We start from the raw sequence: 26,703 nt of genomic DNA, 5'->3' as shown, positions 1-26,703 counted from the left end.
TAGTAATTTTGGCACGATATTTTCTATGTAAAATGCGGAATCAAAGATGAATACCAAAGTTCTTTTATCATTAGTTGTTTTGATGTCGTCCCTTTATGGGTTTTCCCAAAGGGGAGTGCGCATAGGATATGTGGATATGGAGTATATCCTCGAAAATGTCGAGGAGTACAGGGATGCCACCGAACAATTGAACGCCAAGGCCCAAAAATGGAAACAGGAAATCGAGCTGAAGCATAGTGTCATTGATCAAATGAAAAAAGATTTGATGGCAGAAAAAGTGCTTCTAACAGATGAACTTATTTTGGAGCGGGAAGAGGAAATCCAGATTTTGGAGAAAGAAATGCTGGACTACCAACAAGATCGTTTTGGACCGCAAGGGGATTTGGTATTGCAAAAACAATTATTGATACAACCGATACAAGATCAAGTTTTCAACGAGGTACAAAAAATCGGGGGTAATAAAAGATACGATTTTATTTTTGATAAATCCGCAGATGTTGTAATGTTGTATTCCGAAAAACGGCACGATATCAGTGACTTGGTGTTAAGGGAGATTTCACGGACCAGAAAGGTGAGTGCTTCCAAGAAAAAACAAGATGAGCAGAGTCGCTTAGAGCAGTTTAAAGAAGAAGAAGGCCAAATTAGTGAGGCCTTAAAGGAAAGACAGGAGCAAGCAGCTGAAGCCTTGGAGGAAAGAGAGAAGGTGGCCGAAGAGAGACGGGCAGATAAATTAAAGGAAAGAGAAGAGCGGAAAAAAGCATACGAAGCAAGAAGAAAAAAATTATTGGAAGAGCGCGAAGCCAAGAGAAAAGCCAAATTGGAAGAACGAAAAAAAGCGCAAGAACAACAAAAGGATTCAATAGGATAATATATATTGAAACACTAAATTTAAAGTCAAAATAGTAACGTTGAGAATCATGAAAAATGTAAAAAGGATTGCTGTAGCCCTAGTATTGTTTGTTGCGGCTACGGGTTTTGTAAATGCACAGAGCAAGGTTGCCCACATCAATGTGCAGCAATTATTGTCTGATATGCCAGAGATGAAGGCTGCACAGGCAGAATTGAAGAAATTACAAGAAACCTACAGAGCAGATATTCAAAGCTCCATGACAGAGCTTCAAAACAAGTATACACAATACCAAAATGAAGCCACTTCCAAAACAAGGGAAGAAAATGAGCAAAGAGCAGTAGAGCTTCAAGGGTTTGAAAAAAATATTCAAGAGGCCGAACAAGCTGCAATGCAAGAAATGCAAAAGAAACAACAAGAGTTGTTCGCTCCAATTTCTGATAAAGCAAAAGCAGCTATCGAAAAAGTTGCAGCAGCACAAGGCTTTGACTATGTAATCGATGCCAGCCCAGGGTTGAGCTTGATCGTTGCTAAAGGAAAAGACCTTTTGCCAGAAGTAAAGCAAGAATTAGGTTTCTAAACCTAACTTTTCACAATATTTAAAAAACCGCCCTTTAATAAGGGCGGTTTTTTTATGTCATAATAATTTAAGGGACTATTTTTAGATATGGCAAAACCTATTGGAATTTTTGATTCAGGGGTGGGAGGCACGTCCATTTGGAAAGAAGTGGCAAAAATGCTTCCTTATGAAAATACGATTTACTTGGCTGATAGTGCCAACGCACCCTATGGTGAAAAGCCCAAGGAAGAAATTCTACGGCTTAGTATCAAAAACACAGAAGCGCTCCTTGAGCGTGGCTGTAAGATGATTATAGTGGCATGCAATACGGCTACAACAAATGCTATAGATTACCTCCGTTCACAATACCCCGTTCCGTTTATTGGGATTGAACCAGCCATCAAACCAGCCGCACTGCATACCAAAACCAAAAAGGTGGGAGTTTTGGCCACCAAGGGGACCCTATCCAGTAGTTTGTTCCATAATACCTCCAAACTCTTTGCCGAAGGAATCACGGTTCTGGAGCAGGAGGGAAAAGGATTGGTTGAACTCATTGAAACGGGTAAAATAGAATCCGAGGGGATGAAGAAACTGTTACAAGGCTACTTGCAGCCCATGCTGAATCAAAACATAGACTGTTTGGTTCTTGGATGCACCCATTATCCTTATTTGATGCCTGTGTTGAATAAAATGTTGCCAGGGCACATCAATATAATAGATTCGGGAGAAGCGGTGGCACGGCAAACTAAAGCCATTTTGGAACGAAATAATTTACTTTCCACAGCTACGGATCAGCCAGAATATATCTTTCACACCAATGCCAACGTAAAAGTTTTAAAAGATTTGATTGATCGCCCTGCTGCCCAAGTCTCTTATTTGGATTTTTAGGGGTTACTTTCTTTTATAGGTAAGATAGGTGAAGTCGTATTTGTGCCTATCATCCTTTGGATGATATTCCTCGTTCACCAACTCCCATTGCTCTTCATTGATCTCTGGAAAAAAGGCATCGGCCTCAAAAGTGCCGTGAACCCTTGTGAGTTCAATATCCGTAGCAATAGTCATGGACTGTTTGTAAATTTTGCCCCCACCAATAATAAAGGCGGTTTCGTTGTCTTCTACTAAAGCAGTGGCCTCGCTAATGGAGTGCACAACAGTACATGGAAACTCGGGTGTATAGTCCTCATCTCGGGTAATGGCAATGTGCGTCCTGTTGGGAAGGGGTTTTGGAAAGCTTTCCAAGGTTTTTCTGCCCATTATGATCTTATGACCCGAGGTCAACTCCTTAAATCGTTTAAAATCGTCCGGTAAATGCCAAACAAGGTCATTATCCTTGCCCAAGGCATTGTTTTCCGCTGCCGCTGCAATAATGATCAATTTCTTCACTGATCTTTTTTTTTATTGATTTTAGAAAGTGGGAAGTCTGTCTCTATTTCTTTCTGTATTTCGCCGATACGTTTTTTTTGAAGATCAACCAATCGCTCACGTTGTTGGCGTTCCCAGTTTTGTCCCATAAACTTGTGCGTCACAAAAATATTAAAGGCATGCAAGGCAAACAGAAAGGTCCAGACCAATACGATCCAGATAGACCAATCGTAAGCTTCTCCGTACTTTAAAACCTTATTGGCAAGAATCAAAAATATACTTCCGATCAAAAAAATCACAAAGTGGGAGAACAGTCTCTTCTTTTGTTTGATGCGTTTATGGGCATTTTCCAAAAGTTCGTGCTGCTCTAAATCTATTTCGGACTTCTTCTTTTTACCAAATGACAACATGGAATGGCTATCTTTATCAACAAAGATAACTGAATTGTATCCAAAAATACCGACATGCAAAACCTAAGAAAAAAATTCCCCGTTCTTAATCAATGTATTTATGCAAACACGGCTTCCGCAGGTCTGCTGAGCGAAGATTTAATGGAGTGGCGCCAAGGACACGACTTGGATTTCCTTATCGGCGGCAGCGAAATGAAGAACAAGAGTTTTGCACATATGCCCGAGATCAAGAAAACAGTTGGCAAATTTTTTAATTGCAAGGCCGAAAATGTGGCCTTGGTCCCGAATTTTACTTTAGGATTCAATTTGTTGTTGGAAGGTTTGTCCAAGGATAAAAAAGTGTTGTTGGTCAATAAAGATTATCCTAGTGTCAACTGGCCCTTCGAAACCCGAAACTTTAAGCGGGATTATGTAGATGCGGATGAACACATGGAAGAAAATATTCATGCCAAAGTGAAGAAAGGCGATGTTGATATCCTTGCCCTTAGTTTGGTGCAATGGGTGAACGGTGTCCGTATTGATTTTGAATTTTTAAAGGATTTAAAAAAGGAATTCCCCAATTTGATTGTTATGGCCGATGGAACCCAATTTTTGGGGACTGAGGTCTTCGATTTTGAAGAATCCGGTATCGATATTTTGGGAGCCAGCGCATATAAATGGTTGCTGGCCGGTTACGGAAACGGATTTTACCTTGTAAAGGACGGGGTGATGGATGAATTTGATTTGAAGGGCATTGGGAACGGCTCTGTGAATAATGATGCTTCCAAACGCAACAGCATAACCTTCTGTAAATTTTTGGAGCCCGGTCATCTGGATTCTTTAAATTTTGGAAGTTTGGAATTTGCAATCGATTTTTTGGATGAAATAGGATTGGAAAATGTACAGGCCCAATTGGAAAAACTATCAAAACGAGCGTTGGCGGCTTTTTCGGAAATGGATCTTTTGGAGCCGGCCATTACAAAGAGAAAACAGCACAGTACCATTTTTAATATAAAGGGAGATGAGAAACTCTTCAATAAATTAACGGAAGAAAATGTAGTGGCGTCCCTAAGGGGAGGAGGTGTTCGGTTTAGTTTTCATTTCTACAATACCGAAGAAGAGATAGATGTTATCGCAACACTTGTAAAACGTTGGTCATCAAAGTGATAAATCACAAAAAATGGCAATTTTATTTGCTAAAAGTGATCCTGTGGTTAGGCGGATTTTATCAAATTGATAAATCGATTCTAACTAATTGTAAATAAACAGTTTTATGTATTGTTTTGTATTGAAATTAAAATTGTAGTACCATGGCAATCAAGAAACAATACTTAAAAAGCAAGCCTGTTTGCAAAGTAACTTTTTCAGTTCCTGCAGAAGAGGCAAAGACTGTTGCAGTAGTGGGGGATTTCAACAAATGGAACCCCAAGAAGAGCAGCTTGAAGAAATTGAAGAACGGAACTTTTAAAGGAACGTTCGACCTACCTGTAGAAAATAGCTACGAGTTTAGATATTTGATCGATGGCAACTATACCAACGATGCTGAGGCAGATCGTTTCCAGTGGAACGATTATGCCGGTGCAGAAAATGCGGTATTGGAAGTGTAAACTATTGTTTAGCCACCATCAAGCTCCCCAAACTGATGGTGGTTTTTCCATTTTTAATTAGTAGAAGGGCTGACTATTTTTTAAAAATAGCGGTGTCGATTTCATCAAAAGAGGTGATAATGTCATAATTCCATTTGCTGTAGTCATTATTGGCCGAGTCCACGATAATGATTTTTTTTGCCTTGGAATTTTCAGCGGCCAATATTCCTGAGGTCGAATCTTCAAAAATCAATGTTTCACTGGCATCGATATTTAAAACATCCATAGCTTTTAAAAAGATTTCGGGGTGGGGTTTACTTTTTATCTTTCCATTGCTATAAACGATTTGGTCCAAGTCAAAATATTTTTTTAGCTCCAAGTGTTCAAAATAGAACTGTAGATTGTATAGGTCGGAAGCCGTTGCAATGGTAAATGGGATTTGGTTTTTGTCCAGATATTCCAAAAAGTCCAAAACTCCGGGAGCCAACTCCATTTTTTCTTTTAAACAGAGCGACTGGTAAATATCCTCTTTTTCTATACTTAAGGTTTTTATGTCGTCTTTTGATAAATCCTTGGAAAACAGGTTGGACATGATTTCCGCATTGTTTTTACCGTGGATTTTAAAGTTTTTTTCTTCGTCGGTAAGCGCAAAGGAATGCTTTTTTAAAAAAATGTCCCAAGCCTGATTATGTAAGTGGGTATCAAAAAATAGGGTGCCGTTAAAATCAAATATTACACCGGTTATCGCCATAAAGTTCAAATTTGTTCAATTATCGATTCTCCAAGGAGGGTTTAGTCTATTTTCTCCACCATGGAAAAGAATGAGTTGGTTTCCATCAACATCTTTTAACCGTGCTTCTCTCCACAACCATTTTTGGTCCGTGGGCTCCAAATCAAATTGAATCCCCTTTTGTTTCAAGGTTTCAACCTGCTCATCTAAATTTTCGCACTCAAAATACACGTAAATGCCTTCTCCTTTTGGCAACTCCTCCGTTTGGTGCAAAGAAAATGTGGAATCTCCATCGGGACATTCGAATCTTGCGTAGTGGGGAAGGGATTTAACGATTAATTTCAACCCCAACGTTTCGTAAAAAGCGATTGATTTTGTCAAATCAAGCGAAGGGACCGTTATCTGGTTTAAATTCATGGAAAGGGGTTATTTGGTCCAGTAATCCACAACGGTTACATCGGCAATGTGTGGTCCTGCAATATTACCAAAGGCCACGTGGTCGGGGTGGGTAAGGTAAGTGTCGCGATCAGCTTCGCTGCTAAACGTTAGAAAGAAACAATGGGTAAGTCCCTTGTTCAGGTTTTCCGGACTGTTGTTTGTGCCCCATTCGTAGCCCTTTATTTCGGAAATTTTTGATGGAAGAGCGTTGAACGCCTCTTCTACTTGTTTTACATCTTCAGCACTCGATGTTTCTTTAAATTTGAACAATACTACGTGGCGCAATTGAGGCCCCGTTACTTCTTCTGTTTTTTCCACAGTTTCTTCTTCCTGTTCTTCGGCAGTTTCTTTTTTGGTTTGATCGCCACAACTGGCAAATAATAGCGCGGCGAAAAGGGTGATGGCAGTGGTTTTCATTTATTGTGTTTATTTGGAATTAAAACTTGAACAATTCGACAAAATCAATTTCAAGTGCATTTGCAATAGTGTAAAGCGTATAGGTGTTCGCAGAAACTTTGTGGTTTTCGATAAGTTCGATATGTTGTTTGTCACGACCGCATAATCTCCCCAACTCAGCTTGAGAAATGTTTTTCTCTTTTCTGAGTTGTTTGATTCGATTTCCAATTTTTATTGATAATTCCTGCTTTGTTAACATTGAATGTGTCCTAACAAAACAAAATTGACCAGATAAAACAGAAGAAACGTCATAATAAAATATGACATTTTAAGTATTTGATTATATTTAGGTCATATTTTATTATGACAATGAATGACGCAAATAAAAACATTGAACAAGTTAGCTTAACCGATTTGTTTGAAGATGCCTACGCTTCTCCTACAGAACTGGCTGAAGTTTTGGATTTGGGCATTGAAATGCTTTTTTATGTGGAGGAAGGGAGCTTTACCCGAAGAGAAATTCAAAATGTGGCAGCGGCGTTGCGTGGGATTGGGAAGGTTTTGAATAATAGCACACTAATCGTGTCAAAAGACTCGCGCTAGCCAGGGGAATTAAAGAAAGAAATAATTGATCTCCGAAAAATCAAGATTTAGAGAGTCTATAGATGATGGATTTATAGGCCTTGATTTCCTGATCAAGAAATGCATCATCATCATAGAAAAACGTATTGTCCACACCATGTGCCTTGGTTAAACTGAAATCTTTTCTCAAGTTTGTTAAGATATTTCTATTTACCGAGTTTCTACTATTACCAAGCGAATATTTTTTTAAGTTTTGCTTCTTTTTACCTATCCCAATCCCTAAAAATTTATTTTCTTTTTCAATAAAAACTTCAATAACACTCCCATTCTGCTCTAGGACAATGTTCTTGTTTTTAAGAATGTTTTTTAAAGTAGAAATTTTTAAATCTCCTTTAAGAGTATTGGTTTTAGGAGATGAGTTGTTGTTAATCCAAACTTGCATAAAATTGATATTAGTGTCATCATCCCACTCAGTATTATTTTTGCTTCCTTTAGAAGGAATTACATAATAATTTTTTTTGCGATATTTTTTTAAGAATAACTGTCTCAGCTTTGAGTCAGCTATGGCTATTAGAAAATCATATAAATCATCACCTTTTAGACTCGGATTCAAAACATAACCATTGGCATAAAGATGTTTTATCAAGGCCAATAAACCAGCCCTTTTATTACCATTATGAAATGCATGGTTTTTAATTACTCCATAAACTAAAGTAGCCGCATTGGAAAAAGAGTTGTCATATTTATAATAGTTTCCAGAGCCAACAGTTTGGCGGCTTACTGCGCTTTCTAACATTCCCTGATTTTTAACTCCAGGAGGTTCTACGGGGTCAATATCAATTAGGGACACATTCTGAGATAGTAAATTGTGTAAGTCAAGAATACAGTCTGCAGTTAAATAAAAAACTCTACCATTTTTTTTAGTAGTGAAATTCTCTATCATGGGATTTTAAATTATTGCTTACACCGCAACCACTCCCTTAATATGCGGATGCGGGTCGTAGTTCAAGAGCTCAAAATCATCAAATGTAAAGGAGAAAATATCCTTTACCTCGGGGTTCAGTTTCATGGTGGGCAAGGGGCGTGGGTCGCGACTCAATTGCAGTTCCACCTGCTCCATGTGGTTGTTGTAGATATGGGCATCACCAAAGGTGTGGATAAACTCTCCGGGCTGGTAGCCGCAGACTTGGGCCATCATCATGGTAAACAGGGCATAGGAGGCAATGTTAAACGGTACGCCCAAAAAGATGTCGGCACTACGTTGGTACAATTGGCAAGAAAGTTTGCCATCGGCCACATAAAATTGGAAAAAAGCATGGCAGGGAGGGAGCGCAGCCTTTCCATTGGCCACATTTTCTGCAAAAGAAACCGAGGTGTCGGGCAATACGCTGGGGTTCCATGCAGAAACCAACATTCTACGACTGTTCGGATTGCTCTTTAAAGTCTCGACCACTTCTTTGATCTGATCAATTTCTTCGCTGTTCCAATTGCGCCATTGGTGTCCGTAAACGGGGCCCAAGTCACCGTTTTCATTGGCCCACTCGTTCCAAATACGCACGCCGTTCTCTTGGAGGTATCCAATATTGGTGTCCCCTTTCAAAAACCACAACAGTTCATGGACAATGGATTTAAGGTGCAATTTTTTGGTGGTCACCATGGGAAAGCCCTCAGAGAGGTCGAATCGCATTTGATAGCCAAAAACACTCAAGGTTCCTGTTCCCGTACGGTCCCCTTTTTGGTTTCCGTGCTCCAATACATGTTTAAGAAGGTCGTGGTATTGTTTCATGCTGTCTATTCCGTTACTAATGTCATTTCGAGTGGTTTTCCGCTAGCGGAAAATTGTATCGAGAAATCTTACTGGATTAAAACCAGGTCATCTTGACTGAACTCAATTTAACAAAAAATCAATCCATCGAAATTAATTCAATAATCAAATTTTTGAAATAGAAAATGGAAAGACTTATAAAAACTTTATTAACTAGTTGGTTATTGAGTGAATGGGGTGACCGGTTATAGTTGATTTAAGATATCTGCAAAGTATATGGATTGAAATTAGTCAACTCGAGTAATTTTTAGAGTGAAAACGAAGAAAAATTGTTTTGAGAGGCAGAATTTTAATAATGTAACGCTTGTTCTCGATACTTTTTCCATGAAAAAACTCGAACTGACGCTCTTCTCACCCTTCCCCCATCTACCCTAAAATCATACCAGCAATGGTGGCGGACAACAAGGAAGCTAACGAACCGCCCAAAACGGCCTTCATTCCAAAAGAGGAAAGTACCTTACGCTGACCAGGGGCCAAAGAACCAATACCTCCAATTTGAATTCCGATAGAAGCAAAGTTGGCAAAGCCACAAAGCATATAGGTGGCCATTATCACGGATTTGTTGTAAGTAAAATGTACACCACTGGCCACATTTTTAAGATCTGCCAATTGGATGTACCCGATAAACTCACTTGCGGCCAATTTTATACCAAGTAGCTGTCCCATGAGCATAATGTCCTCGTTGGCGACACCAATTAACCACATGAGCGGGGCAAAAACGGTTCCTAGAATGGCTTCGAGAGAGAAGTTTTCATAGGGAGAATTGGCGGCAATCCAGCTATTAAAAGTGGTTACATCGCCTATCCAGCCCAAAATCCCGTTCATCATGGCAATAAAAGCTACAAAAACCAAAAGCATGGCCCCAACATTTAAGGCGAGTTTTAACCCTTCGGTAGTTCCGTTGGCAATGGCGTCCAAGATGTTGGCTCCAATTTTTTCCGAGGAAACCTCTACATCGGTGTTTACTTCTTCGGTTTGCGGGTATAATATTTTTGAAATAACAATAGCACCAGGCGCTGCCATTACCGATGCTGCCAAAAGGTGTTTGGCGAAAATCAAACGTAACTCGGGATCATCTCCTCCTAGAAATCCAATATATGCGGCCAATACAGCTCCGGCTACGGTGGCCATTCCGCCGATCATCACCAATAGGATTTCGGATTTGTTCATTTTTTCCAAGTAGGCTTTTATCAATAAAGGAGCTTCGGTCTGCCCTAAAAAGATGTTGCCCGCAACCGAAAGACTTTCCGCTCCAGAAATACCCAGTGTTTTGGAAAGCAACCAAGCCATCCATTTTACCACAACTTGGATAACGCCCAAGTAGTAGAGAACGGAGGTCAAGGCACTGAAAAATATAATGGTCGGCAATACCTGAAAAGCGAAGATGTAACCAAAGGTGTCCATATCCACGACTAGTCCTTCAAACAGGAATTGACTACCTGCACGGGTAAAGTCCAGAATGTTTACAAAAATGCTTCCTACTTGCTCAAAGATGTATTGAACAAAGGGAATCTTTAATACCCCGATGGCTATCAATACTTGTAATGACAAACCTATCCCCACCGTTTTCCAGTTGATGGCCCTACGGTTGGAGCTGAACAAGAATGAAATGAGGACGAGTATCACCATCCCCAAGGCACCCCGCAACAAAGTTGATATGGAAAATCCTTGGTTGGGAATTATCTCAGCCACTTCTTGTGTTGCAATATTCTCCGTTATGGTAGTTCCTATAGCAACGTTAAGTGAATCTGCGGGTATTGAGCTTTGGCCGAAAGTGACCGAACAAATGAATAAAAGTATAAGTAAACTTTGGGTCTTTTTCGCCATGTAAGTGGTTTATTTGCGCTTGGAAATTTCATCCCTTAATTTGGCAGCTTTTTCGTAGTCTTCGCTGGCTACTGCCTTGTCCAACTCTTTATGGAGTTCCTGAAGGGACATTTCTCTGTATCCATGGGTATCGGAACCGGATTCTATCTCTACTGCTTCCCCTTCTTGAAGGATTTCATCGACCATGATGCTGTCATCATCTCCCTCTTCCTTCTCTTTGGAAGAGAATTTTAGGAAGATTCCTGCTTTGTCCAAAATGGTCTTGTAAGTAAAAATGGGAGCATTGAACCGTAGTGCAAGCGCAATGGCATCGCTGGTTCTTGCGTCTATGATTTCTTCCTCATTGTCCCGTTCGCAAATAATGCTGGAATAAAAAACGCCATCTACCAGTTTGTGTATAATGACCTGTTTGACAACAATTTTAAACCTGTCCGCAAAGTTTTTGAACAAGTCGTGAGTCAAGGGTCTGGGCGGTTTTATCTCTTTTTCCAAAGCAATGGCAATGGACTGTGCTTCAAATGCGCCTATAACAATGGGAAGTTTTCTATCTCCCTCCTCCTCATTTAAAATAAGGGCATACGCGCCATTTTGTGTTTGGCTGTATGATATCCCTTTTATTTTTAATCGTACTAAACTCATATATCTCCTCCTAAAGCAAAAGGGCCGTTCAAATAAGTGGCTTTACCAGTTATCTGAACAGCCCCTTGCAATGGGCAAATTAACAAAATTTAAGCGTTTTGGGCTTTAAATTCTTTTAATTTTTCGATGAGTTCGGGCACTACCTCAAAGGCATCCCCAACTATTCCATAATCTGCCGCCTTAAAAAATGGTGCTTCGGGATCGTTGTTGATGACCACTTTTACTTTGGATGCACTTACTCCAGCCAAATGCTGTATAGCTCCAGAGATACCGATGGCAATATAAAGATTACTTGCCACTGGTTTTCCTGTTTGTCCTACGTGCTCGCTATGCGGACGCCATCCCATATCGGATACTGGCTTGGAACAAGCGGTTGCCGCTCCAAGAACATCGGCCAATTCTTCGACCATACCCCAGTTTTCGGGCCCTTTAAGCCCTCTACCGCCTGATACAACTATATCTGCATCCGCAATGGTTACTTTTCCTGATACCCTGTCCACTTCTGCGGATTTAACGTTAAAGGCAGCATCGTTCAATGATGGGGCAAAGTCCTCAACAGTAGCGGAAACATTATTTTCCATAACTCCAAAGGCATTATTGGATACCCCAATAATCTTGATTTCAGACGAAATTTCGGTAAATGCGAACCCTTTATTACTGAAAACTGTTCGCTTCACTACGAAGGGTGAAGTGCTTTCTGGGGCTTCCACTACATTGGGTACATACCCAGCAGTCAATTTTGCTGTAAGGATAGGAGCCAAAAACTTGGTGTCCGCGCTGGAACTTAAGATAATTACTTTGGCATCTTCTGCTTTTGCAGCCTGAGCCAAGGTTTCAGCATAGGCTTTGGCATTGAACGTCGCCAATGATTCATCGGAAACCTTTAAAACCTTAGATACTCCATAAGTTCCCAAAGAGGCATCATCTTCAGTATTAAAAGAAACTGCGGTAACTGTTGTGCCTAGTTCTTGAGCCACTTTATGTGCGTAAGAGGCTGCTTCGAAGGCACTTTTTTTGAATTTTCCCTTGAGGGACTCTGTATATACTAGTACTGACATAATTTCTTAATCTTGTTTAGATAACTTTAGCTTCGTTGTGCAGTAGTTCGACCAATTCACCCACATTTCCGGCATCGACCAATTTAACGGGTCCTTTAGCTGCAGGTTTTTCAAATTTTTGGTCTTGAGTAGGTTGTATGGCATCAACAGGTTCTACCACGTTCAAGGTTTTTTTTCGAGCCATCATAATACCTCTCATGTTGGGAATGCGAAGGTCACTTTCTTCAACCAGTCCTTTTTGACCTCCAATGATTAGGGGAAGCGAAGCGGTTATTTTTTCCTTACCTCCATCAATTTCGCGAATAGCGGTTGCATTCGACCCATCGATTTCCAATCCTATACAGGTGTTTACAAAGTTCATGTCCAGTAATGTGGCAAGTATTCCGGGAACCATGCCACCATTGTAGTCGATGGATTCCCGTCCGGCAATTACAAGGTCGTAATCACCATTTTTCACCACTTCTGCCAGCTGTTGGGCCACAAAAAAACCATCTTTTGGTTCAGCATTTACCCTAATGGCCTCATCGGCTCCAATAGCAAGTGCTTTTCTAATGGTCGGCTCGGTCTGTTGACCTCCAATAGTGACTACATGGACGGTAGCTCCTTGCTTTTCCTTGAACCACATGGCGCGGGTTAATCCAAATTCATCGTTTGGATTAATAACAAATTGAACCCCGTTTGTGTCAAACTTGGTATCGCCTTCCGTAAAATTGATTTTGGAAGTAGTATCCGGTACGTTGCTTATGCAAACTAAAATCTTCATATATACTTAAGGTTTATGTGTCCAAATATAGTTATAAAATCCGAAATTTATTATGCATGCATAATAAATTTTGTTCTTTTTTTGGATTTTCCTCAAGCTATTTTCGGGTAGTTTTTGCTATTTTTGCTTGCGTTTTTAAGCAGACTATAAATATTTAGTACGATTTAATGAAAACATTACAGTTTAGGGAGGCAGTAGCCGAGGCTATGTCCGAAGAAATGCGAAGAGATGATACCATTTATTTGATGGGCGAGGAGGTAGCTGAGTACAATGGTGCTTACAAGGCTTCCAAGGGCATGTTGGATGAATTTGGGCCAGAGCGGGTAATCGATACCCCGATTTCGGAGCTTGGTTTCTCCGGTATCGGCGTTGGTTCCGCAATGAACGGTAACAGACCTATCATAGAATTTATGACTTTCAATTTCTCCTTGGTGGGAATTGACCAAATAATAAACAACGCTGCTAAAATCCGTCAGATGTCCGGGGGTCAGTTTAATTGTCCAATCGTATTTAGGGGGCCTACAGCTTCTGCAGGACAACTGGCGGCAACGCACTCACAAGCTTTTGAAAGCTGGTTTGCGAATACTCCTGGGTTAAAAGTTGTGGTTCCTTCGAATCCTGCCGATGCCAAAGGGTTGTTGAAATCTGCCATCCGTGATGACGACCCCGTAATTTTTATGGAATCCGAGCAGATGTATGGTGATAAGGGAGAAGTTCCTGAAGGGGAATACACCATTCCATTGGGTGTTGCCGATATTAAAAGAGAAGGTACGGATGTAACCATTGTTTCTTTTGGTAAAATCATCAAAGAGGCCTATAAAGCTGCAGATGAATTGGAGAAAGATGGTATCAGTTGTGAAATCATTGATTTAAGAACCGTGCGTCCAATGGACCATGATACTATTCTTAACTCTGTGAAGAAAACTAACAGAATGGTGATTTTGGAAGAAGCATGGCCTTTTGGAAATGTCGCTACCGAAATTATCTATCACGTTCAGGACAAAGCATTTGATTATTTGGATGCGCCGATCGTTAAACTGAACACTGCGGATACACCTGCACCTTATTCTCCAGTACTTTTGGCCGAATGGTTGCCCAATCATGAAGATGTGATCAAGGCTGTTAAGAAAGTGTTATATAAGCTGTAAAATCAGATTTGTACGGTATATTAGCCCTATCAACTTTGTTGATGGGGCTTTTTTTAGGGAATATTTTTTGATTAGAAATTACTTTAAACCAAATTTGACCTAAGTTTAGTGGGTTAAAACTATCGAGTTTTTGCCCATTGTCCCTTATATCTGCCTATGAAAAGATTCTTTTCTGTTTTTTTTCTCCTCTTTATTGCTAGTGTTACTGCACAAACTAAAATCGAAGGTGTGGTTACCGATGATACCGGTATGCCCATTGCCTTTGCCAATATTATTTTTGTAAACTCCTCCGAGGGTACCATAACCAATGATGACGGACACTTTTACTTGGAATCGGATGAAACCTATAAAGCCATTCAGGTATCTTTCATTGGATATGAAACCAAGGTGATTCCATTGGAACAAAAGGTGAACTATGGATTGGAAATCGTTCTTCCGGAATCTGCCGAGCAGCTTCAGGAAGTAGTCATTTATACTGGTAAACAATCCAAGAAAAACAATCCCGCCATAGATATTCTCCGTAAAATTTGGTCCAAAAAACGGGAGAACGGGGTTCGTAAGTTCAGGCAGTACCAGTACGATAAGTATGAAAAAATTGAGTTCGACCTCAATACCATTGATAGTGCATTGATCAAAAGCAAACTTTTTAAAGGCCTGGAATTTATGTTCGAGGACTTGGACACTTCCCGAATTACAGGGAAGACTTACTTGCCGATGTTCCTGAACGAAACTTTTTCCAAAGTATATGGCGACAATCAACTGGATAAGGAAAAAGAGGATGTTCTTGGTAATAAAAACTCTGGTTTTAGTGGCAACCAAGCCATAACCGCTTTTGTGGAAGACCTTTATTCCGATTACGATATTTACGACAATTACCTGAAATTTTTTGATAAGAGCTTTACCAGTCCATTGTCCAAAACAGGAGTAGATGTATACAGTTATGTGCTGTCGGATAGTACTTATATTGATGACAAATGGTGTTACAACATTATTTACTACCCAAGACGAAAGAACGAACTTACCTTTAAAGGGGACTTTTGGGTAAACGATACCACCTTTGCCATCAAAAAAATTAATATGCAGGTCACTAAGAGTGCCAACATCAACTGGGTAAAGGAAATTTATATTGAGCAGGATTTTGATGTGGTCAGTGATTCGGTCTTTTTGTTGAAACGGGATTACATGTTGAGTGATTTCAGTTTTTCCAAAAAAGAGAAGTCACGGGGGGTATACGGAAAGCGTACCACCGTTTTTGATAACTATGCTTTTGACAATCCCCGGTCCGAAGATTTTTACAAGGCCGTAGCCGATCCATATGATCCCAGGGTGTTTTCACAGGACAGTGTTTTTTGGAAAAATTCCCGTTTGGAAAGTTTGAACGAGGACGAATCGGGAATCTTCCAGTTGCTCGATACCTTGAAGACCGTACCCAAATTCCGAACCTATTATGATATTGTGAGCGTGCTGGGTTCGGGCTATATAGAAATCGACAAATGGAACCTCGATATCGGGGATATTTATAGCACTTTTGGATATAATGATGCAGAAGGTATTCGTTTGCGAGGGGGCGCACGCACCTATTTTGGTCAAAACGATTTGTGGCGTTTGGAAGGATATTTGGCTTATGGTTTTAACGACAAAAAATTTAAACATGGGTTTTCGGGCAAGTTTTTGCTCGATCGGAAAAACCGATTGATTCTTTCAGGAGGAAACCGACGGGATATCGAACAGTTGGGCCTTAGTCTTACAAGCACCAATGATGTATTGGGGCGAAGCATCGCCTCCTCTTCCTTGGTCACCGTTGGCTCAAACGACCGGTTGACCAATATTAATCTTTCCACCTTGAATGTGGAAATGGAGCCGGTAAAAAACCTAAAGATCAATGTAGGTGGTTCGTTCCGAACACTGAGCTCGGCATTGCCAGAAGCATTTAGTTTGGATTATGTCGATTTAGATTCACCTACTGGGGTGTCTTCGGAAGTAAAACAGTTTGATCTTACTACCACATTGATATATACTCCCGGAAAACGAACCATTGGATATGGCGTGGAACGATCCAATATCAATTATGATTATAGTACCATTGTATTAAGGTACACCAAAGGTGTGGATGGGTTTCTTGAAAGTGATTTCGACTATGAGAAGATTCAATTTTCATACCGACAGCCTTGGCAAATAGGCGGGTTTGGGCGATTGACTAGTAGTGTTGAACTTGGCAAGACGTTCGGTGCCGTTCCCTTGGGACTGTTAAGTGTTGTGCCTGGAAACCAGACTCTTTTCTCGCTCTATAATGCTTTTCCCAACTTGGATTTTTATGAATTCGTGACCGACACGTATGCCACGGTACATTTGGAGCATAATTTTAATGGTAGGTTGTTTTCTAGGATTCCTTTGCTACGAAAACTAAATTTAAGGGAAATCGTTGGCTTAAGGGGTGCATGGGGAGAACTCTCAGATGAAAATATAGCGTTGAGTGCACCAAGTAATATACCATTACAAGCCCCCAATGATAAATTATATTGGGAATATTCCTTTGGAGTGGGGAATATCTTCAAAATATTTAGAATAGACTTCAACTTTAGGGGGAATTATCTCGAAAATCCAGATGCAAGACGGTTTGGAATCACAGGAACCTTTGGATTTAATTTTTAATTAATACGAAACAGGCAATTTATGCGGCCTATTCCAGTTATACTGGTTATTTTTGCATTTTAAATATATCACTAACATGTCTAAGAAACCACGTATTACCTTTGATGTACTGGTAGAAATTCCCAAAGGTAGCAGAAACAAGTACGAATACGATTTTACCCTCAACAAAATCCGATTTGATAGAACCCTTTTTTCATCCATGATGTATCCTGGTGACTATGGGTTTATTCCGGAAACCTTGGCCTTGGACGGGGATCCGTTGGATGTATTGGTCCTTTGTACCGAGCCAACGTATCCTATGGTAGTAGTTGAAGTGAAACCGGTAGGGGTATTTCATATGACCGATGAGAAAGGTCCGGATGAAAAAGTGATCTGTGTGCCAGTTTCTGATCCTATTTGGAGTAAAAGAGACGATATCAGTGAATTGAATCCGCATAGATTAAAAGAGATTGAGCACTTCTTTCAAGTATATAAAGATTTGGAAGAGAAGAAAGTAGATGTTGGTGGTTGGGGCGATGTGAACGAAGCCGTTAAAATCTATGAAGAATGCGTTAAACGTTACGAGGAAAGTGACCATAAAAAGAAAAGAACTTTCACGATATAGATTGCATAAGAATTACATTGAAAAAATGCGCTTTTATTAATTAAAGGCGCATTTTTTTTATTACTTCGTATTTTACTACATTAGCTGCCATTGTAAAATACTAAACAAATCAATCTATGGAATTAATCGTAAAATTTTTGCCCGTATTTGGTGTCTTGGGCCTTCTCTATGTGTTTATAAAGAACGTATGGATTTCGAAACAAGAGGTCGGGGACGAAAAAATGGCGAGAATTGCCAAGAACATTGCCGATGGGGCAATGTCATTCTTAAAGGCTGAATATAAAATATTGAGCATCTTCGTGGTCTGTGTGGCTGCTTTGCTCTTCTTTAAAGGCAGCAATGAAGCAGGCTCTAACGGCATGGTTGCCGTTTCCTTTGTTGTGGGGGCCATTTGTTCGGCTCTTGCTGGATTTATTGGAATGAAAGTCGCAACCAAAGCCAATGTTAGAACTACCAATGCTGCTCGAACTTCATTGGGCAAGGCCCTTGAGGTTGCATTTGCCGGTGGGGCTGTAATGGGACTTGGAGTTGTTGGACTTGGTGTCTTGGGGCTGAGCGGACTCTTTATGATTTACAGCGGACAAGGCTGGGAACTTGCTGAAGTTTTAAATGTACTTTCTGGTTTCTCCTTAGGAGCATCATCCATAGCACTTTTTGCTCGTGTAGGTGGTGGTATTTATACCAAAGCTGCTGATGTAGGAGCCGATTTGGTGGGTAAAGTCGAAGCGGGAATTCCCGAAGACCACCCATTGAACCCTGCAACCATTGCGGATAATGTTGGGGATAATGTTGGGGATGTAGCAGGAATGGGTGCTGACCTTTTTGAATCGTATGTTGGTTCTATAATCGGTACTATGGTTTTAGGTGCTGTTTTTGCCGGATTGCCAGAATTTCAAGCTGCTTTTGATGGCCTTGGTGCTGTGTATTTACCGTTGGCCTTGGCTGCCATTGGTATCATAATGTCGATCATAGGTACATTCTTTGTACGGGTGAAAGATGGCGGAAACCCGCAAACAGCTTTAAATATTGGTGAATTTGGATCAGCAGGCTTAATGTTGATTGCTTCATACTTTATAATTAACGCAATGTTACCCGAATCTTGGGTAGAGGGCGGAAAGGAATTTACAGCAATGGGCGTATTTTGGGCAACTATAGCCGGTTTGGTAGCTGGTTTGTTGGTTGGAAAAGTAACAGAATATTATACGGGAACAGGCACAAAACCCGTGAATTCCATTGTACGTCAATCCGAAACAGGCTCGGCAACAAATATCATTGCAGGTCTTGGAGTTGGAATGATGTCCACTGCAATACCAATTATATTGATTGCTGCCGCTATTTTGGTATCTCACCATTTTGCGGGATTGTACGGAATCGCCATAGCAGCGGTAGGAATGCTGGCCAATACAGGTATTCAGCTTGCGGTTGATGCATATGGACCTATATCCGATAACGCTGGTGGTATTGCGGAAATGGCCGAGCTTCCGAGCGAAGTCCGTGAGAGAACCGATAAGTTGGATGCTGTAGGAAACACTACGGCTGCCATAGGTAAAGGATTTGCAATTGCTTCCGCAGCTTTGACCGCATTGGCTCTTTTTGCTGCCTTTATGAAAACAGCAGGCGTTAAATCTATTGATGTTTCCCAACCTGATATTATGGCAGGCCTCTTGGTAGGAGGTATGCTGCCTTTTGTATTCTCCGCTCTTTCCATGAATGCGGTTGGTAGAGCAGCCATGTCAATGATTAAAGAAGTCCGTCGGCAGTTTAAGGATATTCCAGAATTGAAAGCTGCTTTGGCCGTTATGCGTAAGTATGATTCGGACCTCTCTAAAGCCAGTAAGGAAGATATGGAGATTTTTGAAGCAGCTGATGGTAAGGCCGAATATCAAAAATGTGTGGAGATTTCCACGCAAGCATCCATTAAAGAAATGGTATTTCCAGGATTGTTGGCCATTGCCGTTCCAGTTGCCGTTGGTTTTATTGGCGGAGCTGAGATGTTAGGCGGGCTTTTGGCCGGTGTTACTACCGCCGGGGTTTTGATGGCCATCTTCCAATCTAATGCAGGAGGTGCTTGGGACAATGCCAAGAAAACCATAGAAAGCCAAGGAAGAAAGGGTACTGAGGCACATAAAGCAGCTGTGGTAGGTGATACCGTTGGTGATCCTTTTAAGGATACATCAGGTCCTTCCTTAAATATTTTGCTAAAATTGATGTCTGTAGTGGCTTTAGTAATCGCACCAAGTTTGGTAAGTCTTGCTCCTGCGGATGAAATGGGCATGCTAAAAGAAGATGGTACCATGATTACCATTACCGAAGAGGGAATGAAAGAAACCAAGGCTGTCGAAAAGCAGATTCGGGTAGAAGTAAGCAATACGGAGAATGGAGCTTACAAAGCCATTGTTACATCCAGTACTAACATTAACGGAGAAGTAGTGGAGGAAACCGACGAATTTACTGCCGACACCAAAGAAGAATTGGAAAAAATGATACAAGAATATAAGAGTGCTGAGGCAAAGAATTAGCTCTCGTTTTATAGCAAAGCTGAAAAAACCACGCCAAATGGCGTGGTTTTTTTATGCGGTCATATCGAGCCGAGATGTATTAGTTTAATTTAAATGTAATTGGAATCGAATACGGAACCTTGACCGGAGTTCCTCTTTGTTTCCCTGGCTCTAATCGGGGTAGTTTGGAAATGATACGGGCTGCCTCGGTTTCCAAACTTTCATGCGGGCCACGAAGTCTAATGTTTCCGATGCTACCATCCGTTTGAACGGTAAAAACAACACTTACACGTCCTTCCAATCCCATTTCTTGGGCAACTTCGGGATAACGAAAATTTTTGCGGATGTGTTTTAGCATCTGCTCTTGAAAACAAGCTCGTTTGTCTTTCTCGGTCTGTTCATTTTCGCAGCCAGGGAAAACAGGGGCATTTTCAATAAGTATAAAAGGAATTTCTTCTGGAATGTCCTCCTCTGCAACGGCCACATCCTCAATAGCCACTACTTTGGTGTCTTGGTCAACATCGTTGGGTTCAATAAAGGTTTCCTTTATATCATCTTCATCATCTGCAATTTCAATTTTGGGAGGTGATTGAATTTTGGGTTTGGGAGGGTCAGGCAGTTTTATTTTTAAAAATGGAACTTCCTCTATCAATTCATCTTGAACTTTTAAATCACCAACATCCCAATTATTATCCGAATAATAGGTCTTCCAATTCAGGGCAAGGTATATCAACAGTAAAATAAAGGTCATGCCTAACATAAAGTAGAGCTTACTGTTCTTTCTCAATTCCAATTGTGGGTTCTTTTTTGGTCTCATAATTTCAATGTTTAGGCCTAAAAAGGCATAGTTAATAGCAGTGGGATAATCCCAATCCTAAACTACTTTGAGAAAAAAACAAAATAAACCACCAATGAGCCAACGGGTCGTTTGGGTGAGTGAAATGGAAAAAGTTCTTCTAGTCAACCAGTGCTTGATAAATCAAAGCTCGTAATTTTCCATGATCATCAATGTCTCCTGCAGGAATCAATTGGGTAAAATAAACAACCACCAATTCTTCTTTTGGGTCTACCCAATAAGAGGAATGGTAGGCACCTCCCCAGCCATATTCACCAACGGACCCGAGGGTACCCCTATCCCCTAAATCTTCCACTACGGAAAAACCCAAACCAAAGCCTGTACCTCCAGCCCAAGGAAAAGATGCATCGCCCAAATGATTTATCGTCATAAGTTCAACGGTTTTGGGAGAAATAATGCGTTTACCATTTAATGTTCCCTTGTTCAGCATCATTTGCAGGAATTTGGCATAATCCATAGATGTGCTCAATAGTCCCGCTCCTCCCGAAAAACTTTTTCGAGGACCATCTACGTAAGCGCCTTGCCCAACCATGCCTCCGGGATTTGGCGCACGTTCCAATCCATTTTCAGAAGATGAATACACTACCGCCAAACGTTCCTTTTTTTCTTTTGGCAGATAGAAATGGGTATCTGTCATTTCCAATGGGTCAAGAATATGTTGCTTTAAAAAAACATCCAAGGGTTCACCAGAAATCACTTCAATCAAAGCGCCGAGAATATCCGTGTTGTAGCCATAAACAAAGCGCTCTCCCGGTTGCGATTCAAAAGGTAGTTCCGCCATTCGTGTAACGGTGGCCAGAATAGGTTCTTCTCGGTCAGCAAAATACCATCCTTGGATTTTTGCTTTTTCCCAAATGTCAGCGGCTATGCCTTCTCCATAGGAAACTCCAGAAGTGTGGGTAAGCAAATCCCGAATGGTAATGGGCCTGTTAGCCGGAACAATATCGTAGGAACCATCATCCTTGCTCACGGCGACTTTGGTTTCCATAAAAGCTGGAATATATTTCCCGACTGGATCGGTAATCAATAATTTACCTTGCTCTTGAAGCATCATAACACCAACGCTTACAATCGCCTTGGTTTGGGAGGCTATTCTAAACATAGAATTTTTTGTCATGGGAATATCGTTCTCCAAATCATTTTTACCGAAAGCTTCAAAGTAGGCAACCTTGCCTTTTCGAGCTACAAGAATTGTGGCTCCTGATAATTCATTTTCATCAATATAATCCTGAAAGGTTTGCGATAAAACTTCCAAACGTTTGGAAGATATGCCCACTTCTTCGGGCGAAACCTTGGCGAGTTCTTGGGAATTAGTGGTGAAAAAGAGGAGGAATGCAAACAGTAAAGTTGCATATTTGGTTGGGTACGTTGTTTTCATATGACTGAATATTGGTTTGTTTAGCGTGCAAAAGCATCTAAATATACCTAATATTTTGTCTGTCAAGAAAGTTGGGAGAAAGCTAGTGGATTTAAATAAAAGGTTTATTCAAATAATCCGTGAATTTCTCCATCAATTCGGTTGATCACTTCACCCAAATCTTCCGGATTGTCCACAAAATCCAAGTTGTCCACATCAAAAATCAATAGCTTTCCTTTTTCATAGGTGTTTACCCAAGCTTCATAACGTTCGTTCAAACGACTGAGGTAATCAATGGAAATGGAGTTTTCGTAATCACGTCCGCGTTTATGGATTTGGCTTACTAAGTTGGGGATGGAACTACGCAGATAAATCATCAAATCAGGTGGTTGTACCAAGGTTTCCATCAACTCAAAAAGCCCTTTGTAATTCTCAAAATCCCGGTTGGTCATCAACCCCATGGCATGGAGGTTGGGTGCAAAAATGTGGGCATCCTCATAAATGGTTCTGTCCTGTATTACATTCTTTCCACTTTCTCTGATTTTCAGGATTTGACGGTACCTACTGTTCAAAAAGTAAATTTGAAGATTGAAGCTCCATCGTTCCATTTGAGTGTAAAAATCGTCGAGGTATGGATTGTCCACCACATCCTCAAAATGGGCATCCCATTTATAATGTTTTGCAAGTAAGTTTGTTAAAGTCGTTTTTCCAGCGCCAATATTTCCTGCTACAGCAATATGCATGGGGTGTGATTGTTTTAAGTTGGTGTATGGTAACTAGAGAATTTCTAATCGTCGCAATATACAAAGTATATCCTCTTGAAGAAAAAAAACTGGTTTAAATACCCCATCTTATATTAGGGTGAAACAAAGTTTTAAAATATGTTCCAAATATGTACTTTTGCACTTCAAAAACGAGGAAAGATTTGACTGATTGCAACCTCGGTTACCTTTAAAGGGTATACGAAAAATGCTAAAGCAGTTCTTGTCAGCTTCTGCTGATATCTCTTCAATAAGGGTTTGGGACTTCTTCGCACTTTTGTCAAATCTTCATTTTAAAAAAGAGAAATGGCGTATTTATTTACATCAGAATCCGTTAGTGAGGGACATCCAGATAAGATTGCGGATCAGATCAGTGATGCATTGTTGGATAATTTTTTGGCCTTTGACCCAGAGAGTAAAGTGGCCTGCGAAACTTTAGTGACCACTGGTCAGGTGGTTTTGGCGGGAGAGGTTAAGAGCCATACCTATGTAGACCTGCAAAGTATAGCACGTGAGGTTATCAATAAAATTGGGTACACCAAAGGTGAATATAAATTTAGCGGGGATTCTTGTGGGGTTATTTCATTGATTCATGAACAATCACAGGACATCAATCAAGGAGTTGATCGCGGTACCAAGGAAGAACAAGGCGCAGGTGATCAAGGAATGATGTTTGGCTATGCCACAACGGAGACCGAAAATTATATGCCTCTGGCATTGGATATTTCACACAAAATTTTAGAGGTTCTGGCGCATTTAAGAAGGGAGGGAACCCGAATTCCATATTTACGCCCTGATGCAAAGGCACAGGTGACTATTGAATATTCTGATGATAATATTCCACAACGGATAGAGACGATTGTAGTTTCTACCCAGCACGATGAGTTTGACGCTGATGATGCGATGTTGAACAAGATCAAGGACGATATCATCAATATTTTGATTCCAGAAGTAAAGAAGTTGTTGCCAGAGAGCATTCAAAAATTATTTACGGACGATATAAAATATCACATTAATCCAACCGGAAAGTTTGTCATTGGAGGTCCTCATGGCGATGCTGGTCTTACGGGAAGAAAGATTATTGTGGATACCTACGGAGGAAAAGGAGCCCACGGAGGTGGTGCTTTTAGTGGAAAAGACCCGAGCAAGGTAGACCGAAGTGCTGCCTATGCGGCTCGCCACATGGCCAAGAATTTGGTGGCTGCCGGTGTTGCTGGGGAAATTTTGGTACAGGTTAGCTATGCTATCGGAGTGGTGGAGCCCACATCCATTTTTGTGGACACCTATAATTCTTCCAATGTGGGTATGACCGATGGAGAGATTGCCAAAAAGGCATCTGAATTGTTCGATATGCGACCTTTTGCCATTGAAGAGCGTCTTAAGCTTCGTAATCCTATTTATTTGGAAACGGCCGCTTATGGTCATTTGGGCAAAGAACCTAGAACTGTGACCAAGGTTTTTGAATCTCCTTACAACGGCAGAATCGAAAAAGAAGTGGAACTTTTCACCTGGGAAAAACTGGATATGGTGGATAAGGTGAAAGAGACTTTTGGTTTATAACCATCATTTACAATAAAGATGAAAAGGAGCTTCGACGAGGCTCCTTTTTTTATTGGTATACTCCCGAGAACTTTAGTAGCTTTAGCCTATCAAAAATTTTTTTAAATGAGAAGTTCAGTTAGAATTCTGTTCCTAAGTATTTTAATGTTGACGGTGGCCGTCAGTTGTAAAAAAACAACCAAGACAGAGGTGCAAAAAGTCGATACCTACGTGGCCGACAATTACACTAAAAAGGAAGTCGATATTGAAATGCGGGATGGGATAAAACTGCATACCACCATATACTCCCCGAAGGATACTTCCAAAGAGTATCCCATCATTATGCAACGGACTCCTTATAGTTCAAGACCATATGGAGAAGATAATTTCAGAACTAAAATAGGTCCTAATGAGCACTTGATGAAAGAAGGCAACATTATTGTTTATCAAGATGTGAGGGGAAGATGGCTTAGCGAAGGGCATTATGAAAATATGAGGGCTTATATTCCCAATAAAACCTCCGATGACCAAGTAGACGAAAGTTCTGATACTTACGATACCATTGAATGGTTGGTGAACAATGTTGAGCACAATAACGGAAACGTAGGCGTTTGGGGAATATCCTACCCAGGGTTTTATGCCACCTACGCAACGGTGGATGCGCATCCAGCGCTAAAGGCATCATCACCACAGGCTTGTATCGGGGATTTCTTTTTTGATGATTTTCACCATAATGGAGCATATTTATTAAGTTATTTCAGGGCAACCTCATTATTTGGGACCCCAAGACCTAATGGTGATCAGCCCATTGATACAGCTTGGTACACTTTGCCAAGTCTTCCTACAGAAGATCAGTACCAATTCTTTTTGGATGCAGGGCCCCTTAAAAACCTGGATTATTTTTTCGAATATGAAACGGCTGACACCCCGACCATGCGTCCCGAAGGCGTTACCGACGATTTCTTTTGGAACGAGTTAAAAGAGCACCCGAATTATGATGCCATGTGGCAAAGTAGAGGACTCATTCAGCATTTGAAAGATGTAAAGAGTAGCGTGGCTACAATGGTCGTGGGAGGCTGGTTTGATGCCGAAGACCTTTCTGGACCACTTGAAACTTATAAAAACATTGAAAAATATAATGAAGGTAATTACAATACCATGGTATTCGGTCCTTGGGACCATGGAGCCTGGGCTAGGACAAAGCAGCGCAATACAGTGGGGAACTACTATTTTGGAGATTCCATTTCCTTGTTTTTTCAAAAAGAAATAGAGACTAAATTCTTCAACCATTTTCTAAAAGGAGAAGGTGACATGGATTCTGGGCTGCCCGAAGCTTATGTTTTTGATACAGGTAAAAAAGAATGGAAAAAGTACGATACTTGGCCACCGGAAAATGCGATGAAGCAAACCATGTATTTATCCGATGACCAAGAACTCACTTCCGAGCAAAAAGAAACCAAGGGAATTCAATTTATCAGCAATGTGAAGAAACCCGTTCCTTATTCCGAGGATGTGAAGACGGTTTTCACACCGAGAAAATATATGACGGATGATCAGCGCTTTGCTGCCCGACGTTCCGATGTTTTGGTGTTTGAAACCGATGTGATGGACGAAGATTTCACTTTGGCAGGCGACATCATGGCTCATTTAAAAGTAGCTACCACAGGTACAGCGGCAGATTGGATCGTTAAGGTCATCGATGTGCACCCTGCGGAAACGGAGACCAACGAGGAAATGCAAGACCACCTTAAAATGAGCAATTACCATTTAATGGTAAGGAGTGAAGTGCTACGTGGACGTTTTAGGAACAGTTTTTCCGAGCCAGAGCCATTCACACCAAATCAAAAGACCGATGTGAACATCAAGCTTCAGGATGTGTTCCATACTATTAAAAAAGGACACAAACTGCAAATTCAGGTGCAGAGTACTTGGTTTCCGCTTATCGATTTGAATCCACAGACTTATGTGGACAACATCTTTAAGGCAGACGAATCCGATTTTAAGACTCAGACGCATACCGTTTTCACCGATTCCAATATTGAGTTTACGGTATTGAAATAGAAAATATAGAAGTTCGTGGGACAAGGTCTTTTGATGAAATTTTTCCAAAAGATTAGGAAAATCAATTTTTCCATCAGTATATTTGTCCCACGAAGTTCAAACACGTATTGTTAGTTATCAAGAAAGGTGGAGGGAATAGACCCGTTGAAGCCTTAGCAACCCTTGACCCTAGTCAAGAAGGTGCTACATTCTATCCCTTTGGGAATAGATAACATCACAGGTGGTT

The 26,703-nt window shown here is 40.7% G+C and carries 27 protein-coding genes and 1 riboswitch; of the genes, 12 read left to right on the top strand and 15 right to left on the bottom strand.

Annotated features, from left to right (window positions below; all coding sequences use genetic code 11):
- Positions 1–46: 46 nt before the first annotated feature.
- From ACQQ5U_RS15950 to murI, 3 genes are all read left to right on the top strand, one after another.
- A complete protein-coding gene (locus tag ACQQ5U_RS15950; protein ID WP_437399048.1) occupies positions 47–868 on the top strand; it encodes an OmpH family outer membrane protein in 822 nt (273 codons plus the stop codon).
- Between the two features lie 49 nt (positions 869–917).
- Positions 918–1,427 carry an OmpH family outer membrane protein gene (locus tag ACQQ5U_RS15945; protein ID WP_437399046.1) on the top strand — a complete coding sequence of 170 codons (510 nt, stop codon included), beginning with the start codon at positions 918–920 and terminating at the stop codon, positions 1,425–1,427.
- 87 nt (positions 1,428–1,514) lie between these two features.
- Positions 1,515–2,294 (top strand): glutamate racemase, encoded by a 780-nt coding sequence (murI, locus tag ACQQ5U_RS15940; RefSeq protein ID WP_437399044.1) that lies wholly within the window; start codon positions 1,515–1,517, stop codon positions 2,292–2,294.
- A 3-nt stretch (positions 2,295–2,297) separates the two neighbouring features.
- Here murI and ACQQ5U_RS15935 read toward each other — a convergent pair whose 3' ends face one another.
- Together ACQQ5U_RS15935 and ACQQ5U_RS15930 are read right to left on the bottom strand one after the other, a co-directional pair.
- Positions 2,298–2,789, bottom strand: a complete 492-nt coding sequence (locus ACQQ5U_RS15935) for a dihydrofolate reductase (RefSeq protein WP_437399042.1) — start codon at positions 2,787–2,789, stop codon at positions 2,298–2,300.
- Positions 2,786–3,178 carry a 2TM domain-containing protein gene (locus ACQQ5U_RS15930; RefSeq protein ID WP_437399040.1) on the bottom strand — a complete coding sequence of 131 codons (393 nt, stop codon included), beginning with the start codon at positions 3,176–3,178 and terminating at the stop codon, positions 2,786–2,788. The genes ACQQ5U_RS15935 and ACQQ5U_RS15930 overlap by 4 nt, the downstream gene beginning before the upstream one ends.
- Before the next feature lie 54 nt (positions 3,179–3,232).
- On the opposite strand from ACQQ5U_RS15930, the gene ACQQ5U_RS15925 reads away from it, so the two are divergent.
- Complete coding sequence (locus tag ACQQ5U_RS15925) at positions 3,233–4,324, top strand: aminotransferase class V-fold PLP-dependent enzyme (protein WP_437399038.1); 1,092 nt, start codon at positions 3,233–3,235, stop codon at positions 4,322–4,324.
- Positions 4,325–4,467: 143 nt separating this feature from the next.
- A complete protein-coding gene (locus ACQQ5U_RS15920; RefSeq protein WP_100817310.1) occupies positions 4,468–4,764 on the top strand; it encodes an isoamylase early set domain-containing protein in 297 nt (98 codons plus the stop codon).
- 73 nt (positions 4,765–4,837) lie between these two features.
- Here the strand turns inward: ACQQ5U_RS15920 and ACQQ5U_RS15915 are convergent, their stop codons facing one another.
- From ACQQ5U_RS15915 to ACQQ5U_RS15900, 4 genes are read right to left on the bottom strand one after another with little or no spacing between them, the layout of a single operon-like run.
- Complete coding sequence (locus tag ACQQ5U_RS15915) at positions 4,838–5,494, bottom strand: HAD family hydrolase (protein WP_437399035.1); 657 nt, start codon at positions 5,492–5,494, stop codon at positions 4,838–4,840.
- 15 nt (positions 5,495–5,509) lie between these two features.
- Complete coding sequence (locus ACQQ5U_RS15910; protein ID WP_437399033.1) at positions 5,510–5,890, bottom strand: VOC family protein; 381 nt, start codon at positions 5,888–5,890, stop codon at positions 5,510–5,512.
- 9 nt (positions 5,891–5,899) lie between these two features.
- Positions 5,900–6,328: a Dabb family protein gene (locus ACQQ5U_RS15905; RefSeq protein ID WP_437399031.1), complete on the bottom strand. Its 429-nt coding sequence runs from the start codon at positions 6,326–6,328 to the stop codon at positions 5,900–5,902.
- 19 nt (positions 6,329–6,347) lie between these two features.
- Positions 6,348–6,566 (bottom strand): helix-turn-helix domain-containing protein, encoded by a 219-nt coding sequence (locus ACQQ5U_RS15900; protein ID WP_437399029.1) that lies wholly within the window; start codon positions 6,564–6,566, stop codon positions 6,348–6,350.
- Between the two features lie 110 nt (positions 6,567–6,676).
- Between ACQQ5U_RS15900 and ACQQ5U_RS15895 the strand changes: the two genes are divergently transcribed.
- Entirely contained in the window at positions 6,677–6,910 is a 234-nt protein-coding gene (locus ACQQ5U_RS15895) for a hypothetical protein (RefSeq protein ID WP_437399027.1), read from the top strand.
- Positions 6,911–6,950: 40 nt separating this feature from the next.
- On the opposite strand, the gene ACQQ5U_RS15890 is transcribed toward ACQQ5U_RS15895, so the two are convergent.
- The 6 genes from ACQQ5U_RS15890 to ACQQ5U_RS15865 form a co-directional block, all read right to left on the bottom strand.
- The gene (locus ACQQ5U_RS15890; RefSeq protein WP_437399025.1) at positions 6,951–7,832 is read right to left on the bottom strand and encodes a type II toxin-antitoxin system death-on-curing family toxin; all 882 of its coding nucleotides are present in this window, start codon (positions 7,830–7,832) and stop codon (positions 6,951–6,953) included.
- An 18-nt stretch (positions 7,833–7,850) separates the two neighbouring features.
- On the bottom strand, positions 7,851–8,675 hold the full coding sequence (locus ACQQ5U_RS15885) for a thymidylate synthase (protein ID WP_437399023.1): 825 nt from the start codon (positions 8,673–8,675) through the stop codon (positions 7,851–7,853).
- A 405-nt stretch (positions 8,676–9,080) separates the two neighbouring features.
- Positions 9,081–10,541, bottom strand: coding sequence for a NupC/NupG family nucleoside CNT transporter (locus ACQQ5U_RS15880; protein WP_437399021.1), 1,461 nt, complete (start codon positions 10,539–10,541; stop codon positions 9,081–9,083).
- Positions 10,542–10,550: 9 nt separating this feature from the next.
- Entirely contained in the window at positions 10,551–11,180 is a 630-nt protein-coding gene (locus ACQQ5U_RS15875; protein ID WP_437399019.1) for a bifunctional nuclease domain-containing protein, read from the bottom strand.
- Positions 11,181–11,269: 89 nt separating this feature from the next.
- A complete protein-coding gene (locus ACQQ5U_RS15870) occupies positions 11,270–12,238 on the bottom strand; it encodes an electron transfer flavoprotein subunit alpha/FixB family protein (RefSeq protein WP_437399017.1) in 969 nt (322 codons plus the stop codon).
- 16 nt (positions 12,239–12,254) lie between these two features.
- Entirely contained in the window at positions 12,255–13,001 is a 747-nt protein-coding gene (locus tag ACQQ5U_RS15865) for an electron transfer flavoprotein subunit beta/FixA family protein (protein WP_437399015.1), read from the bottom strand.
- A gap of 167 nt (positions 13,002–13,168) precedes the next feature.
- On the opposite strand from ACQQ5U_RS15865, the gene ACQQ5U_RS15860 reads away from it, so the two are divergent.
- The 4 genes from ACQQ5U_RS15860 to ACQQ5U_RS15845 all read left to right on the top strand — a co-directional run bounded on the left by ACQQ5U_RS15860 (position 13,169) and on the right by ACQQ5U_RS15845 (position 19,924).
- Positions 13,169–14,149, top strand: coding sequence for a pyruvate dehydrogenase complex E1 component subunit beta (locus tag ACQQ5U_RS15860; protein ID WP_437399013.1), 981 nt, complete (start codon positions 13,169–13,171; stop codon positions 14,147–14,149).
- A 156-nt stretch (positions 14,150–14,305) separates the two neighbouring features.
- Positions 14,306–16,801 carry a DUF5686 family protein gene (locus ACQQ5U_RS15855; protein WP_437399011.1) on the top strand — a complete coding sequence of 832 codons (2,496 nt, stop codon included), beginning with the start codon at positions 14,306–14,308 and terminating at the stop codon, positions 16,799–16,801.
- Between the two features lie 76 nt (positions 16,802–16,877).
- Positions 16,878–17,405, top strand: coding sequence for an inorganic diphosphatase (locus ACQQ5U_RS15850; RefSeq protein WP_437399009.1), 528 nt, complete (start codon positions 16,878–16,880; stop codon positions 17,403–17,405).
- A gap of 116 nt (positions 17,406–17,521) precedes the next feature.
- A complete protein-coding gene (locus ACQQ5U_RS15845; RefSeq protein WP_437399007.1) occupies positions 17,522–19,924 on the top strand; it encodes a sodium-translocating pyrophosphatase in 2,403 nt (800 codons plus the stop codon).
- 79 nt (positions 19,925–20,003) lie between these two features.
- Here the strand turns inward: ACQQ5U_RS15845 and ACQQ5U_RS15840 are convergent, their stop codons facing one another.
- The 3 genes from ACQQ5U_RS15840 to ACQQ5U_RS15830 form a co-directional block, all read right to left on the bottom strand.
- On the bottom strand, positions 20,004–20,720 hold the full coding sequence (locus ACQQ5U_RS15840) for an energy transducer TonB (protein WP_437399005.1): 717 nt from the start codon (positions 20,718–20,720) through the stop codon (positions 20,004–20,006).
- 139 nt (positions 20,721–20,859) lie between these two features.
- The gene (locus ACQQ5U_RS15835) at positions 20,860–22,137 is read right to left on the bottom strand and encodes a serine hydrolase domain-containing protein (protein WP_437399003.1); all 1,278 of its coding nucleotides are present in this window, start codon (positions 22,135–22,137) and stop codon (positions 20,860–20,862) included.
- Between the two features lie 104 nt (positions 22,138–22,241).
- Positions 22,242–22,859, bottom strand: coding sequence for a deoxynucleoside kinase (locus tag ACQQ5U_RS15830; RefSeq protein ID WP_437399001.1), 618 nt, complete (start codon positions 22,857–22,859; stop codon positions 22,242–22,244).
- Between the two features lie 324 nt (positions 22,860–23,183).
- On the opposite strand from ACQQ5U_RS15830, the gene metK reads away from it, so the two are divergent.
- On the top strand, positions 23,184–24,437 hold the full coding sequence (metK, locus tag ACQQ5U_RS15825) for a methionine adenosyltransferase (protein ID WP_437398999.1): 1,254 nt from the start codon (positions 23,184–23,186) through the stop codon (positions 24,435–24,437).
- Between the two features lie 105 nt (positions 24,438–24,542).
- Positions 24,543–26,477: a CocE/NonD family hydrolase gene (locus ACQQ5U_RS15820; RefSeq protein ID WP_437398997.1), complete on the top strand. Its 1,935-nt coding sequence runs from the start codon at positions 24,543–24,545 to the stop codon at positions 26,475–26,477.
- Positions 26,478–26,588: 111 nt separating this feature from the next.
- Positions 26,589–26,692: riboswitch (SAM riboswitch) on the top strand.
- Positions 26,693–26,703 lie beyond the last annotated feature (11 nt).

It is taken from the genome of Flagellimonas lutimaris (assembly GCF_051494225.1).
Taxonomy (GTDB): domain Bacteria; phylum Bacteroidota; class Bacteroidia; order Flavobacteriales; family Flavobacteriaceae; genus Flagellimonas; species Flagellimonas lutimaris_A.
Note: the sequence above shows the minus strand (reverse complement) of the source record. Positions and strands in the feature narration are given on the sequence as shown.

What these genes read in the sequence shown, in the direction of transcription:
- ACQQ5U_RS15895 (WP_437399027.1), top strand. Translation starts at nt 6,677, where the DNA reads ATGAATGACGCAAATAAAAACATTGAACAAGTTAGCTTAACCGATTTG.
- ACQQ5U_RS15850 (WP_437399009.1), top strand. Translation starts at nt 16,878, where the DNA reads ATGTCTAAGAAACCACGTATTACCTTTGATGTACTGGTAGAAATTCCC.
- murI (WP_437399044.1), top strand. Translation starts at nt 1,515, where the DNA reads ATGGCAAAACCTATTGGAATTTTTGATTCAGGGGTGGGAGGCACGTCC.
- ACQQ5U_RS15845 (WP_437399007.1), top strand. Translation starts at nt 17,522, where the DNA reads ATGGAATTAATCGTAAAATTTTTGCCCGTATTTGGTGTCTTGGGCCTT.
- ACQQ5U_RS15865 (WP_437399015.1), bottom strand. Translation starts at nt 13,001, where the DNA reads ATGAAGATTTTAGTTTGCATAAGCAACGTACCGGATACTACTTCCAAA.
- metK (WP_437398999.1), top strand. Translation starts at nt 23,184, where the DNA reads ATGGCGTATTTATTTACATCAGAATCCGTTAGTGAGGGACATCCAGAT.
- ACQQ5U_RS15830 (WP_437399001.1), bottom strand. Translation starts at nt 22,859, where the DNA reads ATGCATATTGCTGTAGCAGGAAATATTGGCGCTGGAAAAACGACTTTA.
- ACQQ5U_RS15855 (WP_437399011.1), top strand. Translation starts at nt 14,306, where the DNA reads ATGAAAAGATTCTTTTCTGTTTTTTTTCTCCTCTTTATTGCTAGTGTT.
- ACQQ5U_RS15910 (WP_437399033.1), bottom strand. Translation starts at nt 5,890, where the DNA reads ATGAATTTAAACCAGATAACGGTCCCTTCGCTTGATTTGACAAAATCA.
- ACQQ5U_RS15900 (WP_437399029.1), bottom strand. Translation starts at nt 6,566, where the DNA reads ATGTTAACAAAGCAGGAATTATCAATAAAAATTGGAAATCGAATCAAA.
- ACQQ5U_RS15945 (WP_437399046.1), top strand. Translation starts at nt 918, where the DNA reads ATGAAAAATGTAAAAAGGATTGCTGTAGCCCTAGTATTGTTTGTTGCG.
- ACQQ5U_RS15925 (WP_437399038.1), top strand. Translation starts at nt 3,233, where the DNA reads ATGCAAAACCTAAGAAAAAAATTCCCCGTTCTTAATCAATGTATTTAT.
- ACQQ5U_RS15950 (WP_437399048.1), top strand. Translation starts at nt 47, where the DNA reads ATGAATACCAAAGTTCTTTTATCATTAGTTGTTTTGATGTCGTCCCTT.
- ACQQ5U_RS15840 (WP_437399005.1), bottom strand. Translation starts at nt 20,720, where the DNA reads ATGAGACCAAAAAAGAACCCACAATTGGAATTGAGAAAGAACAGTAAG.
- ACQQ5U_RS15875 (WP_437399019.1), bottom strand. Translation starts at nt 11,180, where the DNA reads ATGAGTTTAGTACGATTAAAAATAAAAGGGATATCATACAGCCAAACA.
- ACQQ5U_RS15885 (WP_437399023.1), bottom strand. Translation starts at nt 8,675, where the DNA reads ATGAAACAATACCACGACCTTCTTAAACATGTATTGGAGCACGGAAAC.
- ACQQ5U_RS15905 (WP_437399031.1), bottom strand. Translation starts at nt 6,328, where the DNA reads ATGAAAACCACTGCCATCACCCTTTTCGCCGCGCTATTATTTGCCAGT.
- ACQQ5U_RS15820 (WP_437398997.1), top strand. Translation starts at nt 24,543, where the DNA reads ATGAGAAGTTCAGTTAGAATTCTGTTCCTAAGTATTTTAATGTTGACG.
- ACQQ5U_RS15915 (WP_437399035.1), bottom strand. Translation starts at nt 5,494, where the DNA reads ATGGCGATAACCGGTGTAATATTTGATTTTAACGGCACCCTATTTTTT.
- ACQQ5U_RS15880 (WP_437399021.1), bottom strand. Translation starts at nt 10,541, where the DNA reads ATGGCGAAAAAGACCCAAAGTTTACTTATACTTTTATTCATTTGTTCG.
- ACQQ5U_RS15870 (WP_437399017.1), bottom strand. Translation starts at nt 12,238, where the DNA reads ATGTCAGTACTAGTATATACAGAGTCCCTCAAGGGAAAATTCAAAAAA.
- ACQQ5U_RS15930 (WP_437399040.1), bottom strand. Translation starts at nt 3,178, where the DNA reads ATGTTGTCATTTGGTAAAAAGAAGAAGTCCGAAATAGATTTAGAGCAG.
- ACQQ5U_RS15860 (WP_437399013.1), top strand. Translation starts at nt 13,169, where the DNA reads ATGAAAACATTACAGTTTAGGGAGGCAGTAGCCGAGGCTATGTCCGAA.
- ACQQ5U_RS15890 (WP_437399025.1), bottom strand. Translation starts at nt 7,832, where the DNA reads ATGATAGAGAATTTCACTACTAAAAAAAATGGTAGAGTTTTTTATTTA.
- ACQQ5U_RS15920 (WP_100817310.1), top strand. Translation starts at nt 4,468, where the DNA reads ATGGCAATCAAGAAACAATACTTAAAAAGCAAGCCTGTTTGCAAAGTA.
- ACQQ5U_RS15835 (WP_437399003.1), bottom strand. Translation starts at nt 22,137, where the DNA reads ATGAAAACAACGTACCCAACCAAATATGCAACTTTACTGTTTGCATTC.